This is a genomic window from Streptomyces sulphureus DSM 40104, from assembly GCF_000381025.1.
Lineage (GTDB): Bacteria > Actinomycetota > Actinomycetes > Streptomycetales > Streptomycetaceae > Streptomyces > Streptomyces sulphureus.
Window position 1 is genome coordinate 566,255 of record NZ_KB905814.1, and the last position, 21,423, is coordinate 587,677.

Genomic DNA, 21,423 nt, shown 5'->3' on the forward strand with positions numbered 1-21,423 from the left:
GGCCGACGGCGCAGCGGGCAGGCGCCCAGGGGGACTTCAGGGTGTGGCGGGAGGCGTGGGGCTCGGCTGCGCGCTCACCGGGGCGTGCTCGGCGGAATCGCTCGCCGGGAGGTCGGAGCGGATCGCCGGGGGCGCGGGGGGCGTCGCCGGGTCGTAGCCGGCGGGGAGTCCGGGGAACCAGGGGGCGAGGTCGAATCCCTGGGAAGCGCTCGCGGTGAGGAGGGCCGGGGGTGCCGGCGTCGCGCCCGGGGTCTGGCCCGTCGTGTACCGGGGGGTGGGCGCCGGGGGGCGGGCGTCTGACGTCAGTCCGCGGGGCTTGGCACCGAGGGTGCTCACCGAGTCGTTGCGGACGGCCGTTCCTGAGCGGCTCGACGCGCTGGCGCCCGCGGGCGCCGTGCGCACGGGGCCCGCGGAGGCGCCGCGGCCGTCGCCCGAGGCGACCGTGCCCGAGGAGGACGTCTGCGAGGTGAGTGCACCGCCGACGGCGAGCGCAGCGAGTGAGAAGGCACCGGCCGCCGCGAAGGCGAACCGGCGCCCGCGCGAGACGCTGCGCTCGGGCTCGTGTATCCGGAAGCCGGGCTCCGGGCTGAGGTGGCCGCGCGAGGACGGACCGGCGACGGGAAGGTACTCGAAGGTGAAGGGTGCGGCGCCGCCTTGCCCCTGGCTCGCCTGCGCGCCCTGCCCTGCGCCTTCGCCGTCGGTCGTCCCGGAGTCGGGGCCCGAGGGCGCTGCGGGGAGGCCCTGGAGCCGGGCGAGAAGGCCCTCGGAAGGGCCGGGCGGTGCGGTGTCGGCGAAGACGGACTTCACGCGACGCTGAGCGTCGGCCTCGGCCTTGCAGCTCCCGCAGGTGGCGAGATGGGCGAGGACGCGCTCACGGGCGTCGTGGCCCAACTCGCCGTCCACCAGGGCGGCGAGGCGGTCTCCGAGGTGGTGCTCGGCCGGCGTCACTCAGCACCCACCTCCCCTCTCGAGGCCGCGGGCACCGCCGCCGCGCTCAGCGACGCCTGCTGCTCCGCGCGTGCCTGCGGGGAGCGGTGCTGGAGCGCCTTGCGCAGATGTGAGCGGCCGCGGTGGATACGGCTGCGCACGGTGCCGAGCTTCACGCCGAGCGTGGTGGCGATCTCCTCGTAGGAGAGGCCCTCGATGTCGCAGAGGACGACGGCGGCCCGGAACTCGGGCGCGAGGGTGTCGAGCGCCTGCTGGACGTCGGCGTCGAAGTGGCGGTCGTTGAAGTGCTGTTGGGGGGTGGGCTCGCGGCTGGCGAGGCGCTCGGCCGCGTCGTCCCCGAGGGAGTCGAACCGGATGCGCTGCTTCCTGCGGACCGTGTCGAGGAAGAGGTTGGTGGTGATGCGGTGGAGCCAGCCCTCGAAGGTGCCGGGGGTGTAGGTGGAGAGCGAGCGGAAGACGCGGACGAAGACCTCCTGGGTGAGGTCCTCTGCGTCGTACTGGTTCCCCGTGAGGCGGTAGGCGAGGCGGTAGACGCGCGCGCTGTGGGTGCTGACGATCTCCTCCCAGGACGGAGGGGTCCACGCCTGGGCATCCGCATCGGTGTCGAAGGTCGCCGTGTGAGCGGATTCGGCGCGGAACTTGTCAGCTGTGTTGGTCACGGATTTCGGCCTGCCGGCGGCGGCACGGAGGCGACTCATCACCCCTCCGCCGCGGACGGTGGCCGCACCTCCCCTGTCGGCTCTGGTGGTGTCCAGCGGAGCCCCTACCATAGCCACAACTCCCGTTAGCTCCGGATAAGCTTCTTTGCCCTGCTTCGCGGACTCCCGCGCAGACCGCACGCCGCCGCGACGGCCGGGCCTCAACGGACCGTGCCGGAACCGCGCTTCGGTCTCCTCGTCCACACCCCTCTCAACGCCCGGTCCGATCAGCGGGTTCCCGACCCAACGGATACAGTCACGACTGCGTGGAGGACGGGGACAGGAGAGGGCGATTACCGGCAACCGGCAGACCTGGGCGTTCGTCGACGCCTACGGCGCGGAGCTCGCCGAGGGCGACGAGGACGCCGGCGGCGACGGGCTGCGGCTCGCGCGCGAACGCGCGCACGCCGCCGACCTGCGCCCCGTCTCCCCTGGCACCGGAGCGACGCTCCGGCTCCTCGCAGCCGCCGCGGGCGCCAAGGCCGTTGCCGAGATCGGCACGGGCACCGGGGTCTCCGGCATCCACCTGCTCCGCGGCATGCGTCCCGACGGGGTGCTCACCACCGTCGACATCGAGCCGCAGCGACAGCAGTTCGCGCGTGAGGCGTTCCGCGCCGCCGGATTCGCCGCCAACCGCGCACGGTTCATCCCCGGCCACGCACTCGAGGTGCTCCCCCGCCTCGCCGACGGCGGCTACGACCTCGTCTTCTGCGACGGCGAGCGGGGCGAATACCTGGAGTACCTCGACGAATCGTTGCGCCTGCTGCGTCCCGGCGGGCTCGTCTGCTTCGAGGGCGTCTTCGCCGACGGCCGCACCGTCGAGGCGGCCGTGCAGCCGGCCGCCGTGCTCACGCTCCGGGAGCTGCTGCGCACCGTGAAGGAGAGGGCCGAACTCGCGCCCACGCTCCTGCCCGTGGGGGACGGACTGCTCTGCGCCGTGCGCCGTTGACCAGGCAGCGCCTCATGCCCCACGGATGCGCACCGCCCTGGGGCAGAGGCTTCTACCCCAGGGCGGACACGGGCCTTGCAGCGACCGATCGGGCTCAGCCGCAGACCTTCTCCAGCTCCTCGCCGAGGGCCGTCGCCTCATCCGGGGTCAGCTCGACGACGAGTCGCCCACCGCCTTCGAGCGGAACGCGCATGACGATGCCCCGCCCCTCTTTGGTCACCTCGAGCGGGCCATCGCCCGTTCGCGGCTTCATGGCCGCCATGCTCGTTCCCCTTCCTGAAACCAGCCGATCGCAGCCGGCCGCCCGCACACTCGCCCCGCATCCGGAACCACTCCACCCCGAGCGGGAGGGAATGGGGATATGCGACGCCACCGGCAGGGCTCGCCGGCATCGAACACATTGCTTCCCTGCCATTATCCCGCATGCCAGGACCGGATGACCAACATCGGTTCGCAGATCTTCGCCCCGGGCCGAACACAAAACCGCCCAATGCGGCAGGCAGAGAGTGATAACGCCTGACCCCCGAAGCGGACCGGGCGGTTTCGGGGCGTTTGCCCGGGCACGTCGTTTGACGCAGCTCACATCCGCGGAGCCCGGTGCCGCTCGCTCCCCCTCTGTCGAGCGCTGGTGATCCGCGTCATGCTTACGCCATGAACGACACCGTGCTCTACGAAGTGACCGAGGGCCTCGCCAAGGTGACCCTCAACCGCCCCGACGCCATGAACGCGCTCGACGACGCGACGAAGGCGTCCCTCCGCGACACCCTGCGCCGCGCCGCGGCCGACGAGAACGTGCGCGCGGTGCTGCTCGGCGCGCGGGGGCGGGCCTTCTGCGTCGGGCAGGACCTCAAGGAGCACGTGGCGCACCTCAGGGAGAGCGGGGGCGGTGCGCTCAACACCGTCGAGGAGCACTACAACCCCATCACCCTCGCGATCGCGGAGATGCCGAAGCCGGTCGTCGCCGCGGTGAACGGCGTGGCGGCGGGTGCGGGCGCGGGGTTCGCACTCGCGGCCGACCACCGGATCGCCGCCGAGAACGCCTCGTTCAACACCTCCTTCGCCGGCGTGGGGCTCTCCTCCGACTCGGGGCTCTCCTGGACGCTGCCCCGTCTCGTCGGCCCCGGGCGCGCGAAGGACCTGCTGCTCTTCCCGCGCAGCATCAAGATGCCCGAGGCCCGGGAACTCGGCCTCGTGGACAGGGTGGTGGCGGCAGACGAGCTCGCCGAGGCGGCCGAGGCAACGGCGCGGCAGCTCGCCGCCGGGCCGACGGTGGCCTACGCCGCGCTCAAGGAGGCCGTGGCTTACGCGAGTTCGCACACGCTGGCGGAGTCGCTCGCCAAGGAGGCCGAGCTCCAGACGCGTGCGGGCGCCTCGGCGGACCACACCATCGCCGTCGAGGCGTTCGTCAAGAAGGAGAAGCCGGAGTTCACCGGACGGTGAGCCGCCCTCAGCGCACCTGCGGCAGGCCGCGGACCCAGCACTCGGCGAGGTGGTCGTCGACGAGGCCGGCGGCCTGCATGGTGGCGTAGGCCGTCGTCGGGCCGACGAACCGCAGGCCGCGGCGCTTCAGTTCGCGGGCGAGCGCCTTCGACTCCGGTGTCGTGGCGGGGACTTCGCCGAGGGTGCGCGGAGGGCGCGGGGCCGGCTCCGGTGCGTGCGACCAGACGAGGGAGTCGAGCTCGCCGGGCTCCCACTCGGCGAGGACGCGTGCGTTGGAGAGCGCCGCCGAGATCTTGGCGCGGTTGCGGACGATGCCGGCGTCCGCGAGGAGACGCGCCTCGTCGGCCTCGGTGAAGGCCGCCACCGCGGCGATCCGGAAGCCCGCGAAGGCGGCACGGAACGCTTCCCGCTTGCGGAGGATCGTCAGCCAGGAGAGGCCGGACTGGAAGCCTTCCAGGCAGAGCCTCTCGAAGAGGGCGTCGTCTCCGCGGACGGGGCGGCCCCACTCGGTGTCGTGGTAGTGCGCGTAGTCCTCCGTGGCGGCGGCCCAGGGGCAGCGGAGACGTGCGTCCTCGCCGGGAACGGGACCGCCCTCGAGGCCCACGGCGCTGCCGCCTTCGCGGCACTCGGTGCTCATCCCTGCTCCTCGCCGGAGCCCGGTGGCTCCTGCTGCTCGGCCTGCGGGTGCGGTCTGCTCGCGGGCTGCGGTCCGCCCTGCTCGAAGCCGCCCTCCGGGGGCTCGCGGGGGAGTCCGCGCGCGACGGCGACGGCCTGGACGCCGGCGAGGCGGGACTCCAACTCGGCGATGCGCGCGTCCCGTTCGGCGAGCTCGGCGCCCAGGCGGTCGAGGACGTCGTCGACCTGGTCCATGCGGTAGCCGCGGGGTGCGACGGCGAGGCGGAGGGAGGCCACGTCGGCGCGGTTGACCGGGCGGGCCTCGGGGAGCGGCTCGTCGAAGAGGTCGGGCGCGGGCTCGGAGAGGCCGCCCGTGACCGAGCGGCCCTGGGCGTCGCCGCCGCCGAGCACGGCGAGGGTCACGGCGGCGACCACGACGACGAGCGCGATCAGCATGAACCAGAACACAGGCGACTCCCGGCGTCGGATCGGAGCTATGACGGGCTTGGCGCGGCTTCGCCCGGCGACGCGCCGACACGCGCCGTGGACGCCCCTCGCGGGCGAGGCCGCGCCGAACGGCCGTGCCCGGTACGGGGGTTCCGCAGGACACCGATCGTGCCATGCCCCACCGACATCGGCCGTCCCCGTACCCCGGCCGCCGTCCGGCTCCGTGCCCGCGACACCACCGCTGATCACCCGGGGGACCGCGGCGGTAGTGTCGGCGGGTGACTGCGTACGGGCGCGCAGCCGCGCGGGGGCGCGGCCGGCCGCCGAGGAGAACGGGAGGGGCCGATGCTGCGGCTCGGCACACGTGAGTTCGCGCCCGGGGAGCCGGTGGTGATGGCGATCGTCAACCGCACCCCCGACTCCTTCTACGACCGGGGCGCCACCTTCCTCGACGAGCCGGCGCTGGCCCGCGTCGACCAGGCGGTGGCCGACGGCGCGGCGATCGTCGACATCGGCGGCGTCAAGGCGGGCCCGGGCGAGGAGGTCACGGCCCGCGAAGAGGAGCGCCGCATCGTCGACTTCGTCGCCGAGGTACGGGCGAGGCACCCGGAGGTGGTCGTCAGCGTCGACACCTGGCGGCACGAAGTGGCCGACGCCGCGTGCCGGGCCGGCGCCGACCTCGTCAACGACGCCTGGGGCGGCGTCGATCCGCAGCTCGCGGAGGTGGCGGCGCACCACGGCGCGGGGCTCGTGTGCACGCACGCCGGCGGCGCGCAGCCGCGCACCCGCCCGCACCGGGTGAGCTACCCGGGGCCCGGCGGCGTCATGGCCGACGTGCTCCGCAGGGTCCTCGGCCTCGCGGAGCGGGCGCGGGAGGCGGGGGTGGCGGCCGAGGGCATCCTCATCGACCCGGGGCACGACTTCGGCAAGTCGACCCGGCACTCCCTGGAGGCCACCCGCGAATTGGGGCGGATGGCGGCGACGGGCTGGCCGGTGCTCGTCTCGCTCTCGCACAAGGACTTCGTCGGCGAGACGCTCGACAGGCCCGTCTCCGAGCGGCTGCTCGGCACCCTCGCGACCACCGCCGTCTCCGCCTGGCTCGGCGCGCAGGTCTACCGGGTGCACGAGGTCGCCGAGACGCGCCAGGTGCTGGAGATGGTCGCGGCGATCGCGGGGCGCGGGGAGCCGGCGGTGGCCCGGCGCGGGCTCGCGTGAGCGGGCGCCGGGCCGGTGCGGTCAGCCCGCGATCTCCTTGGTGACGAGGGTGATCGCCTCGTCGAGGTCGTCGGTGAGGTGGAAGAGGTCGAGGTCGCGCCCCGACGCCTTGCCCTCGGCGACGACCGAGCCGCGCAGCCAGTCGACGAGGCCCTGCCAGTAATCGGTGCCGTAGAGCACGATCGGGAAGCGGGTGACCTTCTGCGTCTGGACGAGGGTGAGCGCCTCGAAGAGCTCGTCGAGCGTCCCGAGCCCGCCCGGAAGGACGACGAAGCCGCACGCGTACTTGACGAACATCGTCTTCCGCACGAAGAAGTAGCGGAAGTTGACGCCGATGTCGACGTACGGGTTGAGCCCCTGCTCGAAGGGGAGCTCGATGCCGAGCCCCACCGAGGTCCCCCCGGCCTCCAGGGCGCCCTTGTTGGCCGCCTCCATGGCGCCGGGCCCGCCACCGGTGATCACCGCGAGCCCCGCCTCGGCGAGGCCCCGTCCGATACGGACACCGGCGTCGTACTCGCTGGAGTCGACGGGGGTGCGGGCGGAGCCGAAGACGCTGACGGCCGGGCCGAGTTCGGCGAGCGTGCCGAATCCCTCGACGAACTCCGACTGGATGCGCATCACCCGCCAGGGGTCCTGGTGGACGAAGTCGGAGGGTCCCGAGGAGTCGAGGAGGCGCTGGTCCGTGGTGCCGAGCTGCCGCTGTCCGCGCCGCCGCACCACGGAGCCGAGGCGCTGCTCGTGGGCCTCCGCCCCGGTCGCCTCACTGGTCCGGTCTCCGCCTCGCGGCGCCGACCCGTCGTGCATTCCGTACTCCCTCCGACTGCTCTTCATCCGCGCCAGGGTACGCAGAACCCGGCGGTCGGCGGCGCACGTCGGAGGGACGGCGGGCGACGCCGGAGCGTCCACCCGGCCAACTCCCGCACCCCGTGGTGAGATACACCACACTCGCGGGTGGCCCCGCTCAGTCGGTGAGCCAGGCCCGCAGCCGCTCCTCGCAGCGGAGGATCAGCGCCGCCTCCACGCGCTCGTCGCGCTTGTGGGCGAGGTTGGGGTCTCCGGGACCGTAGTTGACGGCGGGCACCCCGAGAGCGCTGAACCGCGCCACGTCGGTCCAGCCGAACTTCGGTTGCGGCTCCCCGCCCACCGCCTCGACGAACGCCTGCGCCGCCGGGTGCGTGAGACCGGGCCGGGCGGCGGGCGAACTGTCCTCGACGGTCCAGCCGACGACGCCGCACCCCTCGAAGACCTCCTTGACGTGCGCGAGCGCCTGCTCCTCCGAAAGATCCGGAGCATAGCGGTAGTTGACGGTGACGAGGCACTCGTCGGGGATGACGTTGCCCGCGACGCCGCCGGAGATGCGTACGGCGTTGAGGCCCTCGCGGTATTCCAGCCCCTCGACCTCCACCCGGCGCGGGGTGTACTCCTCGAGGCGCGCGAGGACCGGCGCCGCGCCGTGGATCGCGTTCCGGCCCATCCAGCCGCGCGCCGAGTGCGCCCGTCGGCCCTCGGTACGCAGCACGACACGCAGCGTCCCCTGGCAGCCGCCCTCCACGCGGGCTTCGGAGGGCTCCAGCAGGACGGCGAAGTCGCCCGCGAGCAGGGCGGGGTGGTCCCGCGCGACGTGGCCGAGGCCGTTGTGCTCGGCGGCGATCTCCTCGTTGTCGTAGAAGACGAACGTGAGGTCGCGGTTGGGCTCGGTGACGGTCGCCGCGAGGCGGAGCTGCACCGCGACGCCGGCCTTCATGTCGGTGGTGCCGCAGCCCCACAGCATCCCCTCGTCGTCGAGGCGCGAGGGGAGGTTGTCGGCGATCGGCACCGTGTCGAGGTGCCCCGCAAGGACGACGCGCTCGGCGCGGCCGAGACCCGTTCGGGCGACGACGTTGTTGCCGTGGCGGTCGACGGTCAGGTGGGGCAGCGCGGTGAGCGCGGCCTCCACGGCGTCGGCGAGCTGCTGCTCCGAGCCGCTCTCGGAGGGGATGTCGACGAGCTGGGCGGTGAGCCGTGCGGCGTCCTGCTCCAGGTCGAGAGGGGTGTGGGCCATGGCGTCCAGGTTAGGGCCGGCGCTCACGCCTACACCGCGCGGGCCGCACGGCACCGGGCGGCCCGCGGAGCGGCTACCTTGGTCCGCGTGCCGAATACGGTCAACTCCCGCACGAAACGCCGCTCCCGGCTTCTGAGGTACGCCGCGGGGGCAGCGGCGCTGCTCGGGCTCGGCGCGTACGGAGCGGCGCTCCTCTCCCCGGACAGCTCGACACCGGCCCGCTGCCTCGCGAGCATCGCGGAGGGCGACCGGAGCACGGAGTACTCGCTGGAGCCCGTCCAGGCGGCGAACGCGGCGACGATCACCGCGGTCGCGTCGCAGCGCGGGTTGCCCGAGCGCGCGGTGACGATAGCCATCGCCACCGCGATACAGGAGTCCTCGCTCCGCAACCTCGACCACGGCGACCGGGATTCGCTCGGCCTCTTCCAGCAGCGGCCCTCGCAGGGCTGGGGCTCGGAGGAGGAGATCCTCGATCCGGTGTACTCGGCGGGCAAGTTCTACGACCACCTCCTCAAGATCCCCGGGTACTCGCGGCTTCCGCTGACGGTCGCCGCGCAGCGGGTGCAGCGCAGCGGCTTCCCGCAGGCGTACGCGAAGCACGAGTCGGACGCGTCGCTCCTCTCCGCCGCTCTCACCGGCCGCAAGGCCGCGGCGCTGACGTGCACCACGGGGCCGGACGGCGAGGAGACCGCAACCGTCGAGGCGTCCGAGGTCCGTGAGCGCCTCGTCCGCGACTTCGGCAAGGAGGTGCTGCCGGAATCCGGGCGCCTCGGCGGCACGACCCGCGGCGCGGGCACCGACGACGACGAGCTGCTCGCCGTCCCGGCCAAGGACGCCAAGCGGGGCTGGGAGTTGGCGCACTGGGCGGTGACGCACGCGCCTGAGCTGGACATCGAGGAGATCACGTACGGCGGGCGCGTGTGGAGCGCCGACCACTCGAGGGACGGGTGGCGGAGCGAAAAGAGCGAGGGCGCCTCGCGCGGCACCGTCGTGCTCCGCCTCGCGCGCTGAGCGGCCTTCTCGTCGTCCGAACTTCCGTGTCGCGCGGGCGGGTTGGCGAAAGCCGAAGGGCGGCCGACGCCCCGTCGTCAGCCTTGCGCCGGTCGCGTCGCCCGCACGAGGGAATCGCGCCAGCTCTTCGCTGACGTCGGCACGGAGGCCGCCCGACGCGGCCGCAGCCGTCGGGAACCCGCAGGCAGGAGAGCCCAACAGCCGTGGGAGGCCGTTGACTTACGCCCGCAATGCACGGTCTGCCGCAGCAGGATCATGTGACGCATTGCCGTTCCTTTACCCGAAGCTCCCGCAACCTCCGGGCGCTCCGCGCCGATAGGCACGGCGCGTACGGGCACCGCAGGCGCAGCCCCCGTGGATGTCTACGGCGCCCGTGCGCACCCCCGGAACACAGGAACATCCCGAAGGAGCACCATGTCCCTCCCCAGCACCCGCCGGATCGCGAAGGCCGCACTGCTCACCGCCGCGGGCGCCGCCTCGGTGGTCGGCACGGCCGGTTCGGCGAGCGCCCTCACCACGGATGCGCCCGACCTCAGCGGCGTCAGCTCCCTCGACGGCGAGGGCCTCGGCACCACCGCCGACGAGACCCTCCGCGGCACCTCGGGCCTGGCCGGTGAGACCGGGGGCGACGCCGTGCGCCAGACCCTGCCCGCGGCCGGCAACATCGGGGGCGCCGCCGCCAAGACGGCCCTTCCCGCCGCCACGGACCTCGGCAACGGCGCGAAGGAGACCGTCGGCGACACCACCTCCTCCGCGACCGAGCGGCTCGGCGGCGGCGAGGCGCTGGGCGGCCTCGCCGACGTCGCGCAGAAGAGCCCGGTGGGCGGGGCGGGCAAGCTCCTCGGCGGTATGCCGATCAAGTAGCCCACGCAGCAGGGCACTTCACGGGGCTGCGGCGCAACTCGCCGCAGCCCCGCACGCGTTGGCGTCCCTCAGGAGAGCCGCTCGACCGCCGCGCGCACCCGCTCGTCCGTCGCCGTGAAGGCGACGCGGACGAAGCGCTCCCCCGCCGGGCCGTAGAAGTCGCCGGGCGCCACGAGGACCCCGTCCTCCGCGAGGCGGGCGACGGTCTCCCAGCACGGCTCGTCGAGGGTCGCCCAGAGGTAGAGGGACGCCTCGCTGTGCTCGATGCGGAAGCCGCGGCCCTCCAGGGCTCCGCGGAGCGCCTCCCGGCGGGCGGCGTAGCGGGCCCGCTGCTCGGCGACGTGGACGTCGTCGTCGAGCGCCGCCGCCGCTGCCGCCTGCACCGGTGCGGGGACCATCATGCCGCCGTGCTTGCGGATCTGGAGGAGCTCACCGAGGACCGCGGAGTCGCCGACGCAGAACGCGGCGCGGTACCCGGCGAGGTTGGAGCGCTTGGAGAGCGAGTGGACGGCGACGATCCCCTCGTACGAGCCGCCGCAGACCGCCGGGTCGAGCACCGAGACCGGTTCGGCCTCCCAACCGAGCTCCAGGTAGCACTCGTCGGAGAAGACGAGGACACCCCGCTCCCGCGCCCAGGCGACCGTCGCGCGGAGCGTCTCGGCGTCGAGGACCCGACCCGTCGGGTTGGAGGGCGAGTTGAGCCACAGCAGGGAGATGTCCTCGGGCAGCTCCGCGAGGCTGCCGTACTCGACGGGCTCGGCGCCGGCGAGGCGGGCGCCGACCGCGTACGTCGGGTAGGCGAGGCGCGGCAGCGCGACGCGGTCGCCGGGGCCGAGCCCCAGCTGAGTGGGGAGCCAGGCGACGAGCTCCTTGGAACCCACCACGGGAAGGACGTTGGCGTGCGAGAGCCGCTCGGCGCCGAGCCGGCGCGTGCTCCACCCGACGATGGCGTCGCGGAACGCTTCGGTGCCCCAGACCGTCGGGTATCCGGGGCTGTCGGAAGCGCCCGTGAGCGCCGCGCGGACGAGCTCGGGCACCGGGTCGACCGGCGTGCCGACGGAGAGGTCGACGGCGCCGCCCGGGTGTGCGGCCGCCGTCTTCTTCAGCGGTTCGAGGCGGTCCCAGGGGAAGACGGGCAGCCGGTCGGAGACGGGAGACACGGGGGCGGCTCTCTTTCTTGCGGTTCCTCGGCGAACGGTGCGGCCGGTGCCCGAACGCCGCGGTCCCGTACGGCGTGGGGAACGCTGTACGGGACCGGTGGCTGCGCCTCGGGCTCCCGCGCGGGACGCCTCGGCGCGGCCGCAGTCGGCGGGTCCTGGAGTGGGGTTACTCGTCGTGCTCCTGCGGCGGCAACGCGGCGATGAGCGGGTGGTCACGCTCGATCAGGCCGAGCTTGCTCGCGCCGCCGGGGGAGCCGAGGTCGTCGAAGAACTCGACGTTCGCCTTGTAGTAGTCCTTCCACTCCTCGGGGGTGTCGTCCTCGTAGAAGATCGCCTCGACCGGGCAGACCGGTTCGCAGGCTCCGCAGTCGACGCATTCGTCCGGGTGGATGTACAAGGACCGCTGGCCCTCGTAGATGCAGTCAACGGGGCACTCCTCGATGCAGGCCTTGTCCTTCAGGTCGACACAAGGCTCCGCAATGACGTAAGTCACGCTGTCGTTCCTCCTCGGTAGGGCTGGCGGCTGCCGTATACCCGGTTCCGCCGCTGGGTGCGCGGGAGCGCTGCTTCGATCGGACGGCGTCGATGCCCGCACCTAGTATCGCCGCTGGGGGGCACACGACGAACAGGAGGGGCGGGTAGATCAGTGGAATTCGCCATGGGCGGACGTCTCGACATCCGTATCACACCATCTGACGTGGGAAAACGCGTTTCGGTAAGGTCGTTGACCGGTCCGGAGGAGCCCTCGGCCAGGTTCACCGACACCGTCGGCCGACTCTCTTCGTGGAGCGGCGGCGTGCTCAGCATCACACGACGTACGGGAGCGAGCGTGCGGATCGACGAGACGGACGTGGTCGCGGGCAAGGTCGTGCCGCAGGCCCGTCCGCGCGGGCGGGGCCTGACGGCGACTCCGATGTCCGAGCTCACCGCGGTCGCCGGACGCGGCTGGCCGGCCGTCGAGCAGGAACCCCTCGGCGGCTGGACGCTGCGCGCCTCCTCCGGGTTCACGGCCCGCGGCAACTCCGTCCTCCCACTCGGCGACCCGGGGCTGCCCCTCGCCGACGCGGTCGCGCGCGCCGAGGAGTGGTACGAGCGGCGCGGGCTGACGCCCCGCTTCCAGGTGACTTCCGCCGACGACGCGCTCGACTCCCTGCTGGCGGCCCGCGGTTGGGAGCGCGAGCGCCCCGCCGTGCTCCGCGTCGGCACGCTCGACGCCGCCGTGCGCCAGGAGGCCCCGCTCCCCGAGGGCGCCTCGGCGTCGCTCGCCACCCGGCCAGACGAGCGGTTCCTCGGGCTCTACGGACGCACGCTCACCGCCCGGGAAGCCGCGGTCGAGGTGCTGGCAACACCGCCGCCCGGCGGCTGCGTCCACCTCCTCACGGTCACCGGGCGCGACGGTGCGACGCTCGCCGTGGGCCGGTGCTCGGTCGACGGGCGGTGGGCCGGCTTCACCGCGATCGAGGTCGCGCCCGAGGCCCGCCGGCGCGGGCTGGCGACGGCCGTGATGCGGCGGCTCGCCGAGGCCGCCCTCCGGGACGGCGCCTCGGGCGGCTACCTCCAGGTCGAACCGGGCAACCACGCGGCGGGCGCCCTCTACGACCGGCTCGGCTTCACCCCCCACCACGAGTACGCCTACCGGACCCGCACCTCGCCGGGACGGATGCCGGCGGGCACTCCTGGGGAGGCATGATCAGGTGGGCGAAGACGCGAATGTGGCGGAGGAGAACCGGAGTCGGTTCGCCGAAGAGGTGCGGCAGAGCCGCCCGGACCTGGCGCTGCTCTGCCTGCTGATCAGCGTCGAGGCGGTCGCGCACGGGCGCGCGAGGGCGACGCGGCGCGAGGCGGAGGCGCTCGTCGACGGCGCGCAGGCCGAGCTCGACCGGCTCGCGGGGCAACTGCCGTACCGCAGGGGGCGTACGCCCCACGAGTGGGCGGAGGCGCTACGGGCGCTGCTCGGCGGCGAGTTGGGGTTCCGCGGCGCCGTGGAGGACTACCGCAGGCTCGACTCCTCGCTCCTCGACGCCGTGCTGGAGCGGCGGCGCGGGCTGCCGATCCTGCTCTCCGTCGTCTGGATCGACGTTGCCCGCAGGGCCGGCGCACCCGTCTACGCGGTGGCGCTGCCCGGGCACTTCACCGTCGGCTTCGGTGAGCCGGGCGGCGAGCACGTGCTCGCCGACCCGTTCGACGGCGGGCGGCTCCTCACCGACGAAGAGGCCGAGGTACTCGTCGCCGGCGTCACCGGGCGGCGCACCCCCCTCTCCCCCGCGGTGCTCCAACCGGCGGGCCCCGACGAGGTGGTGCTCCGCATCCTCAACAACATCCGCGCCTGGGCAGCCGAGCGCCCCGAGCACTCAACGGTGCGGTTGTGGGCCATAGACCTCTCGCTCCTCCTCCCCCACCATCCGGCGCAACTGCGGTACGAGCGGGCCCGGTTGCTCGTCGAGCGCGGGGAGTTCGCGCGGGGCGCGGCGGAGATGGAGGAGTACGCGAGCGTGGTCGCGACGATGGAGCCGAACGCGGCCGAGGCCGTGCGCAGGGCGGCCCGGGCGGCGCGGGCCCGACTCAACTGACGTGGACGGGCACGCCGTTGCGGCGTGCAGCGGCCGGCGGCGCGGAGCCGCCGGCCCCCGACTCACTGCGAAGTGGCGCCCGGCACCTCGGCCACGCGCTTCTGCGGCGAAGCCGGCGCCTCCTTCTTCAGCGCCTGAACCATCGCGGCGGCCGCGTGCTGCGGCTGCATGGGGACGGTGGCGCTGCCGCCCTCGACGACCACGTCGTCGAAGGCCGTGCCGTAGGACGCCTTGAGCTTCTTCACGTCGATCACCGGCTGGAGCTTGTCACCACCGAGCCGCATGGTGAGGAGCGAGCCGAGCGTCTGCTCGCTGAACGGCACCGTGACGTCGCCGGCCTTGAGCCAGACCCAGCCGGACATCGCCGTCTTGCCGAACCCGTTGACGGCCCGGTCGAGTTCGGCCTTGTCGACCTTCGGCTGCTGCCGGCTCACCGGTAGCCGCACGGTGTTGTCGGCGCCGGATGCCGCCCGCTCCACGTAGGCGCGCTCCAACGACTCGGACGCCTTGGCGGCGTCGAGCCCCTTGTACGGCTTGCCCGGGACGGCGACGGCCCGGCCACCGGTGAACTTCACCATCCCCTCGCTCACCCGGCCGCTGCCGCCGGGGAGTTGGGAGAGCGCCGAGTGCATCTTCTCGTCGTCGACGGAGACGGCGGGCTCGGCCTCGCGCTCCACACCGAAGAGGGAGCCGATCACGCTGACGGGGTTGTAGTCGCGGCCCGCGGCGTTCTGCACCGTCGCCTCGTTGTCGAGGGTGAGACCGGCCACCGCCGGCTTGACCGTGCTCTTCTCGCCGTCGACGTCGACCTTGAGCGGCGCCGTCGTGCGGTCGCCCAGCGCCTCGTCGAGCTTGTTGACGGCCTCGTGCTTGGTGGTGCCCCCGATGTCGACGCCGACGACGGTGGTGCCGTTGGGGACGTCGGAGTGGTCGAGGAGGAGCCCGGCACCGTAGGCGATGCCGAGCACGCCGAGGACCGCGACACCGGCGAGGACCAGCTTGTTGCGGCCCTTTTTTTGCGGCGCTGGCGGGGGCGTCGGGGACTCGGTGCGCGGGGGCGGCGCCTGCGTCGCAGCGGGCCAGGACACCGCCTGGCCGGACGGGACTTCGCCCGGCTCGTCACCGGGCGTCCCGCTGACGACGGGGTCGCCTGCGAGGCGCTCGGCGCCCGCGGCCTGCGGTCCTTCGAGGAGCCCCTCGCCTGCGCCGCCCGGCGCGAACGGGGCGGGGCCCGTGCCGAGCCCGAGCGTGGAACCGGCGGGCGCCGCCGCGGAGTTGTCCTCGCCGGGCGGGGGCACGGCGGGCGTGCCTTGCGCCGGGGTGCCCTGGGGGCCGGCCTGCGGAGGCGCGGGCGGCATGTGCAGCTCGCCCGTCGCCGGGCCGGTCGTGGGGTCCGAAGGCCCTGGCCGCGCCGGCTCGTCGGGGTGCTGGACGAGGCCGTGGACGCGGCTCGGCTCCTCCGGCCCGGCGCCCGGTGCCACCGTGGGGACGCCCTCGGGCGGCGTCGCCGTGCGGTCGGCGGGCGGTTCGGGTGCGTCGACGTACGGCAGGTCCGTATGCGTACCGCTCGACGCGCCCTCGGTGGGCGTGCCGGCCGCCGGCGTGCCGCCCTGAGGGTGACGGCTCTTCGGCTTGCGGGGTGCGAACCAGTCGCTCGTCTCCTGGGTGAACTCGCCGCCTGCACCACCGGGTTCCGCGGGGGCCGCGGGTGCCTCGGGCGACGGGGCGTCCTCGGCGGGCTCGCGGGCGGGCGGGAACTCGCGCTCCGGTGCCTCGGCTACGGGCTGCTCCTCCGGCTCGCCCTGGGCACCTGCCTCGTCCTCGGGGACGGGGGTGCGCATGACGACCGGAGGGATCGGGCGCGAGCCCGGGATGTTGATCCGCACGCGGGTGGTGAGCGTCGTCTCGGTCTTCGGCTCGTCCGCCTTGGCTCTCGGCCGAGACGCCTCGGGGTCTCCGGGCGCGCCCGCCGGACCGTACGGCTCGTTCCCTGGCGGGTACGGCGTATCGCCGCGCCCGTTCGGCACGGAGGACGGACTGTCAGTTTCACGGCTCAAAACAGGTACTCCCCGGATGGATGCGCGGTCCCCGTCATTTCCCCGGGAACCGCTCGCCGGCGGGGCACCACAATACTGGGGGGCTGCCGAGTGCGGGCCCGGGAGCCGGTGAACACCCCGTACGGCTCAAGTGCGCTGTCAGTGACCGCCCCAGCGCGACGGCTGCTCCGGCGGCGGCGAGAGCGCGAGGGTGGCGCAGATCACGGCGGCGAGGATGCCGCCGAAGAGGAAGGCGTAGGACCCGGCTCCGGCCGCGAAGACGAAGTCGCCCTCGGGACGCGAGGTCGTCAACAACAGGACGACGACCGTCCATGCGGCCCCGGGCGCCGCTGCGCCCAGCTTCGTCCCGCACAGCAGGGCGCCTCCGTGGAAGACGCCGATCGCGGCGACGAGCGCAAGCGCCAGCCCGCCGTAGTGCCATGCGCCCTGGAGGAGCGCTCCGGCGACGCCGGTGACCGCACCCGCGGCGGCGAGGACGAGGTAGAGGGCCACGCGCGCTCCCCGCCTGCGTACGTAGGGGAGTTCGGCTGCCCGGCTCATGCGTCCACCCCTGCGAAGAGGTCGTCCGAGAGCGGGGCCGAAGGCCCGGCCACGTCGGTGAGGGCGTCGGCGAGGAGGTAGTGCTCCACCGCGCGCAGCGGCTGCACGAGGCCGTTGGAGAGCGCGAACGTGCCGTCGCCGACGGTGAGCTGGGTGGCGTGCGCGCGCATCGCCGCGGCCTTGGCCCCGGCGTACGCGGTGGCGTCGACCCGTACGTCGGGGGCGCCGTCCGGTACGAGGCCCGGCAGGTCGGCCGCTTCGGCGACCGGCGGTTCGGGGAGGCCCTCGGCGACGGCGGGGAGTTCGGGGTTCTCCGGAGGCGCGGGGAAGCACGAGGTGTCGCCGCGGGCGGCGGCGGTGCGCAGCGCGTCGAGTCCGGCGTAAGCCTCCGAGTGCGGGACGCAGTTCCAGTAGATGCGCGCGACGCGGTGCGCGGGGCGGCCCTCGGGCGCGTGGCCGGGGTCGGCGGCGAGTTCGGCGGCGCGCATCGCGACGCGGTGCGCCTGGATGTGGTCGGGGTGGCCGTAGCCGCCGTCGGGGCCGTAGGTGACGAGGACTTGGGGGCGCACCTCGCGGACGGTGTCGGCGAGGTCGGCGGCGGCCTCGTCGACCGGTGCCTGCCAGAAGGCGCGCGGGTGCACGTTGGGCGGCGTGTCGAACATCCCGGAGTCGCGATAGCGGCCGGGGCCGCCGAGGAGGCGGTGGTCCACGACGCCGAGGGCCGCCATCGCCTCGGCGAGTTCGCCCTCGCGGTGGGGGCCGAGGGCGTCCTTGCGGGTGGGCGCGAGGTGGGCGAGCCCGGCCGGGACCACCTCGCCCTCTTCGCCGAGCGTGCAGGTCACCAGGGTGACGTGGGCGCCCTCTGCCGCGTACTTCGCCATCGTGGCGCCGTTGTTGATGGACTCGTCGTCCGGGTGCGCGTGCACCAGCAGCAGGCGCCGCTCGGGGGCTTCGGTCATACCCGCACCCTAAACGGCGCCGCGCGGCCTCAGAACTTGATGCCGCCGATCATGCCGGCGACGTTGGTGGTGAGCTCGTTGATGGTGGGGGCGATGGAGGAGCTCGCCAGGTAGAACCCCAGCAGTACGCAGACGAGCGCGTGCGACGCTTTCAGCCCTGATTTCCTCACCAGCAGGAAGACGACGATCGCAAACAGCACCACCGCCGAAATCGAGAGTGCCACGGCGGTTCACCTCCAAGTACGCGCGGTCGGTAAGGAATCGGGACGGGATCGCAGCGAGCGGACGGAGCTGTCGTACCGGTCCGCAGCGGCGCCGCCGCCGCGGAATCCTAGGGGTCCTACGGCCGTGCACGGTGGTACCGCCCCTCCGGGGAGGAGGCGTCACAGGGCTTACTACCCCGCCCCCCACCATGCGCAACGGATCATAACTATCCGTGAGACCGCACGGGTCGGTGCACGGATGCAGAAGAGGGGCGCATATTCAGATCAGGCCATGTCCGACGACCGCCGGGGCAGCGGCGCGTGCGCCCGCGCAGCGCAGTACCGTCGCCGCATGGCAACCAGCTTCCCGCGGCAGCACGCCCGCACCCACCGGTTCACCCTCGGAGCCCCGCGCGCGTTCACCGTCGCCGCGGACGGCTCCCGCACCGCCTTCCTGCGCTCCAGGGACGGCAGCGACCGCGCCAACATGCTCTGGGTGCGCACCACCGAGAGCGGTGCGGAGCGCGCCGTGGCCGACCCCGTCGCGCTCCTCGGCGGCGGGGACGAGGAGCTCTCGGCCGAGGAGCGGGCGCGCCGCGAGCGCACCAGGGAGGGCGCGGCCGGCATCGTCGGATATGCCGCGGACAAGCGCCTGGAGTTCGCCGCCTTCGCGCTTTCGGGCCGCCTCTTCGCGGCTTCGTTGACAGAGAGTGCCGACGGGCCGGGGCCGCGCGAACTCCCCACCGCCACACCGGTCGTGGACCCGCGCCCCTCCCCCGACGGCTCGCGCATCGCGTACGTCGCCGACGGGGCGCTGCGGCTCGTCGCGGCCGACGGTTCGGGGGACCGCGCGCTCGCCGCGCCGGAGTCCGGAACCGTCAGCTACGGATTGGCTGAATTCATCGCTGCCGAGGAGATGTCCCGCACCCGCGGGTACTGGTGGTCGCCCGAGGGAGACGCGCTCCTCGTCGCCCGCGTGGACGACGCGCCCGTCGACCGCTGGTGGATCTCGGACCCGGCGCACCCCGCCAACTCCCCCGCGCAGACGGCGTATCCGGCGGCCGGCACCGCCAACGCGCGCGTGGACCTCTATCTGGTCAACGCGGACGACGGGTCGCGTACCGCGATCGAGTGGGACTGCGAGGCGTACCCCTACCTCGCCCGCGTCGACTGGTCCTCGCGCGGGGAGCCGCTGCTGCTCGTGCAGAGCAGGGACCAGCGCAGGACGCGGACCCTTGCGGTCGACACCGCGAGCGGCGCCACCCGCACCGTCCACGCCGAGCAGGACCCGGTCTGGCTGGAGCTCTTCGCGGGGGTGCCCGCCTGGTCGCCCGACGGGCGGCTCGTCCGGATCGAGGACACGGAGCCCGACACGGCGGCGCCCGGCGGCTCGCGCGCCCTCTTCGTCGGCGAGGAGCGGTGCACGCCACCGGAGTTGCACGTGCGGAACGTGCTGTCGGTCGAGGAGGACGGCGTGCTCCTCACCGCCTCGCAGGGCGGAGGCGAGCGCACCGCGCCCGGCGAGGTAGGCGTCTGGCTGGCGCCGCTGCCCGGTGCGGGCGGCGAGCTGCGCCGACTCGCCGTCGACGACGTGCCGCACGTCGCCTCGGCGGTGCGGGGCGGCGACGTCCTCGTCCTCTCCTCCAGCACGCTCCGGCGCCCCGGGGCACGCGCCAGCGTGGTACGGCTCACCGCGGAGGGCACCCTCGAGGAGCTCGGCACCGTCGCGTCGTACGCGGAGGAGCCCCAACTCACCGCCGCGCCGCAACTGTTGCACGCGGGCAGCCGCGGGCTCCCCGCGGCGGTGCTGCTGCCCTCGGGGTACCAGGAGGCCGACGGGCCGCTCCCGGTCCTCCTCGACCCGTACGGGGGCCCGCACGCCTCCCGTGCCGTCGCCGCGCACAACGCGCACCTGACGTCGCAGTGGTTCGCCGACCAGGGGTTCGCGGTGATCGCCGCGGACGGCAGGGGCACACCGGGGTACTCGCCGGGCTGGGAGAAGGCCGTCTCGGGCGACCTCGCGGGCGTCACCCTCGACGACCAGGTGGAGGCGGTCCGCTCCCTCGCGGGCGAGTACCCCCTCGACCTCACGCGCGTCGGCATCCGAGGCTGGTCGTACGGCGGTTACCTCGCCGCGCTCGCGGTGCTGCGCCGCCCCGACGTCTTCCACGCGGCGGTCGCGGGCGCCCCCGTCGTCGACTGGCGCCTCTACGACACCCACTACACCGAGCGGTACCTCGGCACCCCGGAGATGGACCCGGCCGTCTACGCGCACAACTCGCTCGTCACCGACGGCGGCCTCTCCGAGGCCGCAGAGCCGCACCGCCCGCTGATGCTCGTCCACGGCCTCGCCGACGACAACGTCGTCGCGGCGCACACCCTGCGCCTCTCCTCGGCGCTCCTCGCCGCGGGACGCCCGCACGAGGTGCTGCCGCTCTCCGGGGTGACGCACATGACGCCGCAGGAGGAGGTGGCCGAGAACCTCCTCCTGCTCCAGGTCGCCTTCCTCAGGCGGGCGTTGGGCGTCCCGCTCGACTGAGGCCACGGGCGGGACCTCCGGGTCCCGCCCCGGCTCAGCCCGCGGGGGTTTCCATGGAGCGCAGCGCCGAGTCGAGGACGACGTCCTCCTCGCGCGCGGTGGTGCTGCCCTCCTCGGGGAAGTGGCAGGCCGTCAGGTGCCCCGCCGCGTTGCCCGGGATCTGGACGAGCGGCGGCTCCTCGGCCGCGCACTTCTCCTGCGCCTTCCAGCACCGGGTGCGGAACCGGCATCCGGAGGGCGGGTCGATCGGCGAGGGCACGTCCCCCGCGAGGCGGATGCGCTCGCGATCGTCCGTCTCCGCGCCCTCGACTGCGACCTCGGGCACGGCCGAGAGCAGCGCGTGGGTGTAGGGGTGGCGGGGGCGCACGTAGATCGACTCGCGGTCGCCGACCTCGACGATCTTCCCGAGGTACATCACCGCGACCCGTTGCGAGAAGTGCCGGACGATCGCGAGGTCGTGGGCGATGAAGACGAACGCGATGCCGAGTTCCCGCTGCACCTTCTGGAGCAGGTTGACGACCTGCGCCTGGATCGACACGTCGAGCGCCGAGACCGGTTCGTCCGCGACGATCAGCTTCGGCTCCAGCGCCAACGCCCGTGCGACGCCGATGCGTTGCCGCTGGCCGCCGGAGAACTCGTGCGGGAAGCGGTTGTAGTGCTCGGGGTTGAGGCCGACCGTCTCCAGCAGCTCCCTGATGCGCTGCTCCCGGCCGCCCGGCGGATCGATGCCGTTGACCTCCATGGGCCCGGAGATGATCGAGCCGACCGTCTGACGCGGGTTGAGCGAGGAGTACGGGTCCTGGAAGATCATCTGGATCTCGGAGCGGACCGGCGCCATCTGCCGCCTCGACGCGTGCGTGATGTCCTGCCCGCGGTAGCTGATCGTGCCGCCCGTCGGCTCCAGCAGCCGCGTCAGCAACCGCCCCGTCGTCGACTTGCCGCAGCCGGACTCGCCGACGAGCCCGAAGCTCTCCCCGCGGTGCACGGAGAGGTCGACGCCCGAGACGGCCTGCACCTCGCCGACCTTCCGCTTGAACGGGAACCCGCCCATGATCGGGAAGTGCTTGGCGAGGTTCTCCGCCTTCAGCAGCGGCTCGCCCGCGGGCTCGCCGACGGCCGTGGGGCCCGGAGCGGTGTCCGAGGAGGGTGTGGTGCTCATACGTCTCG

General features: G+C 73.8%; 22 protein-coding genes. 8 read left to right on the forward strand and 14 right to left on the reverse strand.

Annotated elements, in window-relative coordinates; genetic code table 11:
• Nucleotides 1-36 precede the first annotated feature (36 nt).
• Together F603_RS0106655 and sigE are read right to left on the reverse strand one after the other, a co-directional pair.
• Nucleotides 37-948, reverse strand: coding sequence for a zf-HC2 domain-containing protein (locus F603_RS0106655; RefSeq protein WP_019545234.1), 912 nt, complete (start codon nt 946-948; stop codon nt 37-39).
• The gene (gene sigE / locus F603_RS0106660) at nt 945-1,718 is read right to left on the reverse strand and encodes an RNA polymerase sigma factor SigE (protein WP_211231023.1); all 774 of its coding nucleotides are present in this window, start codon (nt 1,716-1,718) and stop codon (nt 945-947) included. The genes F603_RS0106655 and sigE overlap by 4 nt, the downstream gene beginning before the upstream one ends.
• A 190-nt stretch (nt 1,719-1,908) precedes the next feature.
• On the opposite strand from sigE, the gene F603_RS0106665 reads away from it, so the two are divergent.
• The gene (locus F603_RS0106665) at nt 1,909-2,595 is read left to right on the forward strand and encodes an O-methyltransferase (RefSeq protein WP_026328192.1); all 687 of its coding nucleotides are present in this window, start codon (nt 1,909-1,911) and stop codon (nt 2,593-2,595) included.
• Between the two features lie 94 nt (nt 2,596-2,689).
• Here F603_RS0106665 and F603_RS33885 read toward each other — a convergent pair whose 3' ends face one another.
• The gene (locus tag F603_RS33885; protein ID WP_016907584.1) at nt 2,690-2,857 is read right to left on the reverse strand and encodes a DUF3117 domain-containing protein; all 168 of its coding nucleotides are present in this window, start codon (nt 2,855-2,857) and stop codon (nt 2,690-2,692) included.
• 389 nt (nt 2,858-3,246) lie between these two features.
• Between F603_RS33885 and F603_RS0106675 the strand changes: the two genes are divergently transcribed.
• Nucleotides 3,247-4,035: an enoyl-CoA hydratase-related protein gene (locus tag F603_RS0106675; RefSeq protein WP_019545237.1), complete on the forward strand. Its 789-nt coding sequence runs from the start codon at nt 3,247-3,249 to the stop codon at nt 4,033-4,035.
• Nucleotides 4,036-4,042: 7 nt separating this feature from the next.
• Here F603_RS0106675 and F603_RS0106680 read toward each other — a convergent pair whose 3' ends face one another.
• Nucleotides 4,043-4,672 (reverse strand): DNA-3-methyladenine glycosylase I, encoded by a 630-nt coding sequence (locus F603_RS0106680; RefSeq protein WP_019545238.1) that lies wholly within the window; start codon nt 4,670-4,672, stop codon nt 4,043-4,045.
• The gene (locus F603_RS0106685) at nt 4,669-5,118 is read right to left on the reverse strand and encodes a DivIVA domain-containing protein (protein WP_019545239.1); all 450 of its coding nucleotides are present in this window, start codon (nt 5,116-5,118) and stop codon (nt 4,669-4,671) included. Before F603_RS0106685 ends, F603_RS0106680 begins: the two co-directional genes overlap by 4 nt.
• A 324-nt stretch (nt 5,119-5,442) precedes the next feature.
• Between F603_RS0106685 and folP the strand changes: the two genes are divergently transcribed.
• Nucleotides 5,443-6,312, forward strand: a complete 870-nt coding sequence (gene folP, locus F603_RS0106690) for a dihydropteroate synthase (protein ID WP_019545240.1) — start codon at nt 5,443-5,445, stop codon at nt 6,310-6,312.
• 21 nt (nt 6,313-6,333) lie between these two features.
• Here the strand turns inward: folP and F603_RS0106695 are convergent, their stop codons facing one another.
• Both F603_RS0106695 and dapE read right to left on the reverse strand, forming a co-directional pair.
• Nucleotides 6,334-7,116: an LOG family protein gene (locus tag F603_RS0106695; protein ID WP_019545241.1), complete on the reverse strand. Its 783-nt coding sequence runs from the start codon at nt 7,114-7,116 to the stop codon at nt 6,334-6,336.
• 157 nt (nt 7,117-7,273) lie between these two features.
• Nucleotides 7,274-8,353 carry a succinyl-diaminopimelate desuccinylase gene (gene dapE, locus F603_RS0106700; protein WP_019545242.1) on the reverse strand — a complete coding sequence of 360 codons (1,080 nt, stop codon included), beginning with the start codon at nt 8,351-8,353 and terminating at the stop codon, nt 7,274-7,276.
• An 87-nt stretch (nt 8,354-8,440) separates the two neighbouring features.
• Here dapE and F603_RS0106705 point away from each other — a divergent pair, with 87 nt between their 5' ends.
• Nucleotides 8,441-9,364 carry a VldE C-terminal domain-containing protein gene (locus tag F603_RS0106705; RefSeq protein WP_026328194.1) on the forward strand — a complete coding sequence of 308 codons (924 nt, stop codon included), beginning with the start codon at nt 8,441-8,443 and terminating at the stop codon, nt 9,362-9,364.
• A gap of 414 nt (nt 9,365-9,778) precedes the next feature.
• Nucleotides 9,779-10,228 carry a hypothetical protein gene (locus F603_RS0106710; protein ID WP_019545244.1) on the forward strand — a complete coding sequence of 150 codons (450 nt, stop codon included), beginning with the start codon at nt 9,779-9,781 and terminating at the stop codon, nt 10,226-10,228.
• Between the two features lie 68 nt (nt 10,229-10,296).
• Here the strand turns inward: F603_RS0106710 and dapC are convergent, their stop codons facing one another.
• Together dapC and fdxA are read right to left on the reverse strand one after the other, a co-directional pair.
• Nucleotides 10,297-11,388 (reverse strand): succinyldiaminopimelate transaminase, encoded by a 1,092-nt coding sequence (gene dapC, locus F603_RS0106715; RefSeq protein WP_019545245.1) that lies wholly within the window; start codon nt 11,386-11,388, stop codon nt 10,297-10,299.
• Between the two features lie 166 nt (nt 11,389-11,554).
• A complete protein-coding gene (gene fdxA / locus F603_RS0106720; protein ID WP_016907594.1) occupies nt 11,555-11,881 on the reverse strand; it encodes a ferredoxin in 327 nt (108 codons plus the stop codon).
• A gap of 153 nt (nt 11,882-12,034) precedes the next feature.
• On the opposite strand from fdxA, the gene F603_RS31755 reads away from it, so the two are divergent.
• Nucleotides 12,035-13,078 (forward strand): GNAT family N-acetyltransferase, encoded by a 1,044-nt coding sequence (locus tag F603_RS31755; protein WP_425426951.1) that lies wholly within the window; start codon nt 12,035-12,037, stop codon nt 13,076-13,078.
• Nucleotides 13,079-13,082: 4 nt separating this feature from the next.
• Nucleotides 13,083-13,958, forward strand: coding sequence for a transglutaminase family protein (locus F603_RS0106730; RefSeq protein ID WP_019545247.1), 876 nt, complete (start codon nt 13,083-13,085; stop codon nt 13,956-13,958).
• Between the two features lie 62 nt (nt 13,959-14,020).
• Here F603_RS0106730 and F603_RS0106735 read toward each other — a convergent pair whose 3' ends face one another.
• The 4 genes from F603_RS0106735 to F603_RS0106750 form a co-directional block, all read right to left on the reverse strand.
• Nucleotides 14,021-15,985, reverse strand: a complete 1,965-nt coding sequence (locus tag F603_RS0106735; protein ID WP_019545248.1) for a hypothetical protein — start codon at nt 15,983-15,985, stop codon at nt 14,021-14,023.
• Between the two features lie 168 nt (nt 15,986-16,153).
• On the reverse strand, nt 16,154-16,555 hold the full coding sequence (locus F603_RS0106740; protein ID WP_026328196.1) for a DUF6113 family protein: 402 nt from the start codon (nt 16,553-16,555) through the stop codon (nt 16,154-16,156).
• Nucleotides 16,552-17,514 (reverse strand): N-acetyl-1-D-myo-inositol-2-amino-2-deoxy-alpha-D-glucopyranoside deacetylase, encoded by a 963-nt coding sequence (mshB, locus tag F603_RS0106745; RefSeq protein WP_019545250.1) that lies wholly within the window; start codon nt 17,512-17,514, stop codon nt 16,552-16,554. The genes F603_RS0106740 and mshB overlap by 4 nt, the downstream gene beginning before the upstream one ends.
• A gap of 29 nt (nt 17,515-17,543) precedes the next feature.
• A complete protein-coding gene (locus F603_RS0106750; RefSeq protein WP_016907600.1) occupies nt 17,544-17,738 on the reverse strand; it encodes a DUF2304 family protein in 195 nt (64 codons plus the stop codon).
• 331 nt (nt 17,739-18,069) lie between these two features.
• On the opposite strand from F603_RS0106750, the gene F603_RS0106755 reads away from it, so the two are divergent.
• Nucleotides 18,070-20,256, forward strand: a complete 2,187-nt coding sequence (locus F603_RS0106755) for a S9 family peptidase (RefSeq protein ID WP_026328197.1) — start codon at nt 18,070-18,072, stop codon at nt 20,254-20,256.
• 34 nt (nt 20,257-20,290) lie between these two features.
• Here the strand turns inward: F603_RS0106755 and F603_RS0106760 are convergent, their stop codons facing one another.
• Entirely contained in the window at nt 20,291-21,415 is a 1,125-nt protein-coding gene (locus F603_RS0106760; RefSeq protein ID WP_019545252.1) for an ABC transporter ATP-binding protein, read from the reverse strand.
• Between the last annotated feature and the right edge of the window lie 8 nt (nt 21,416-21,423).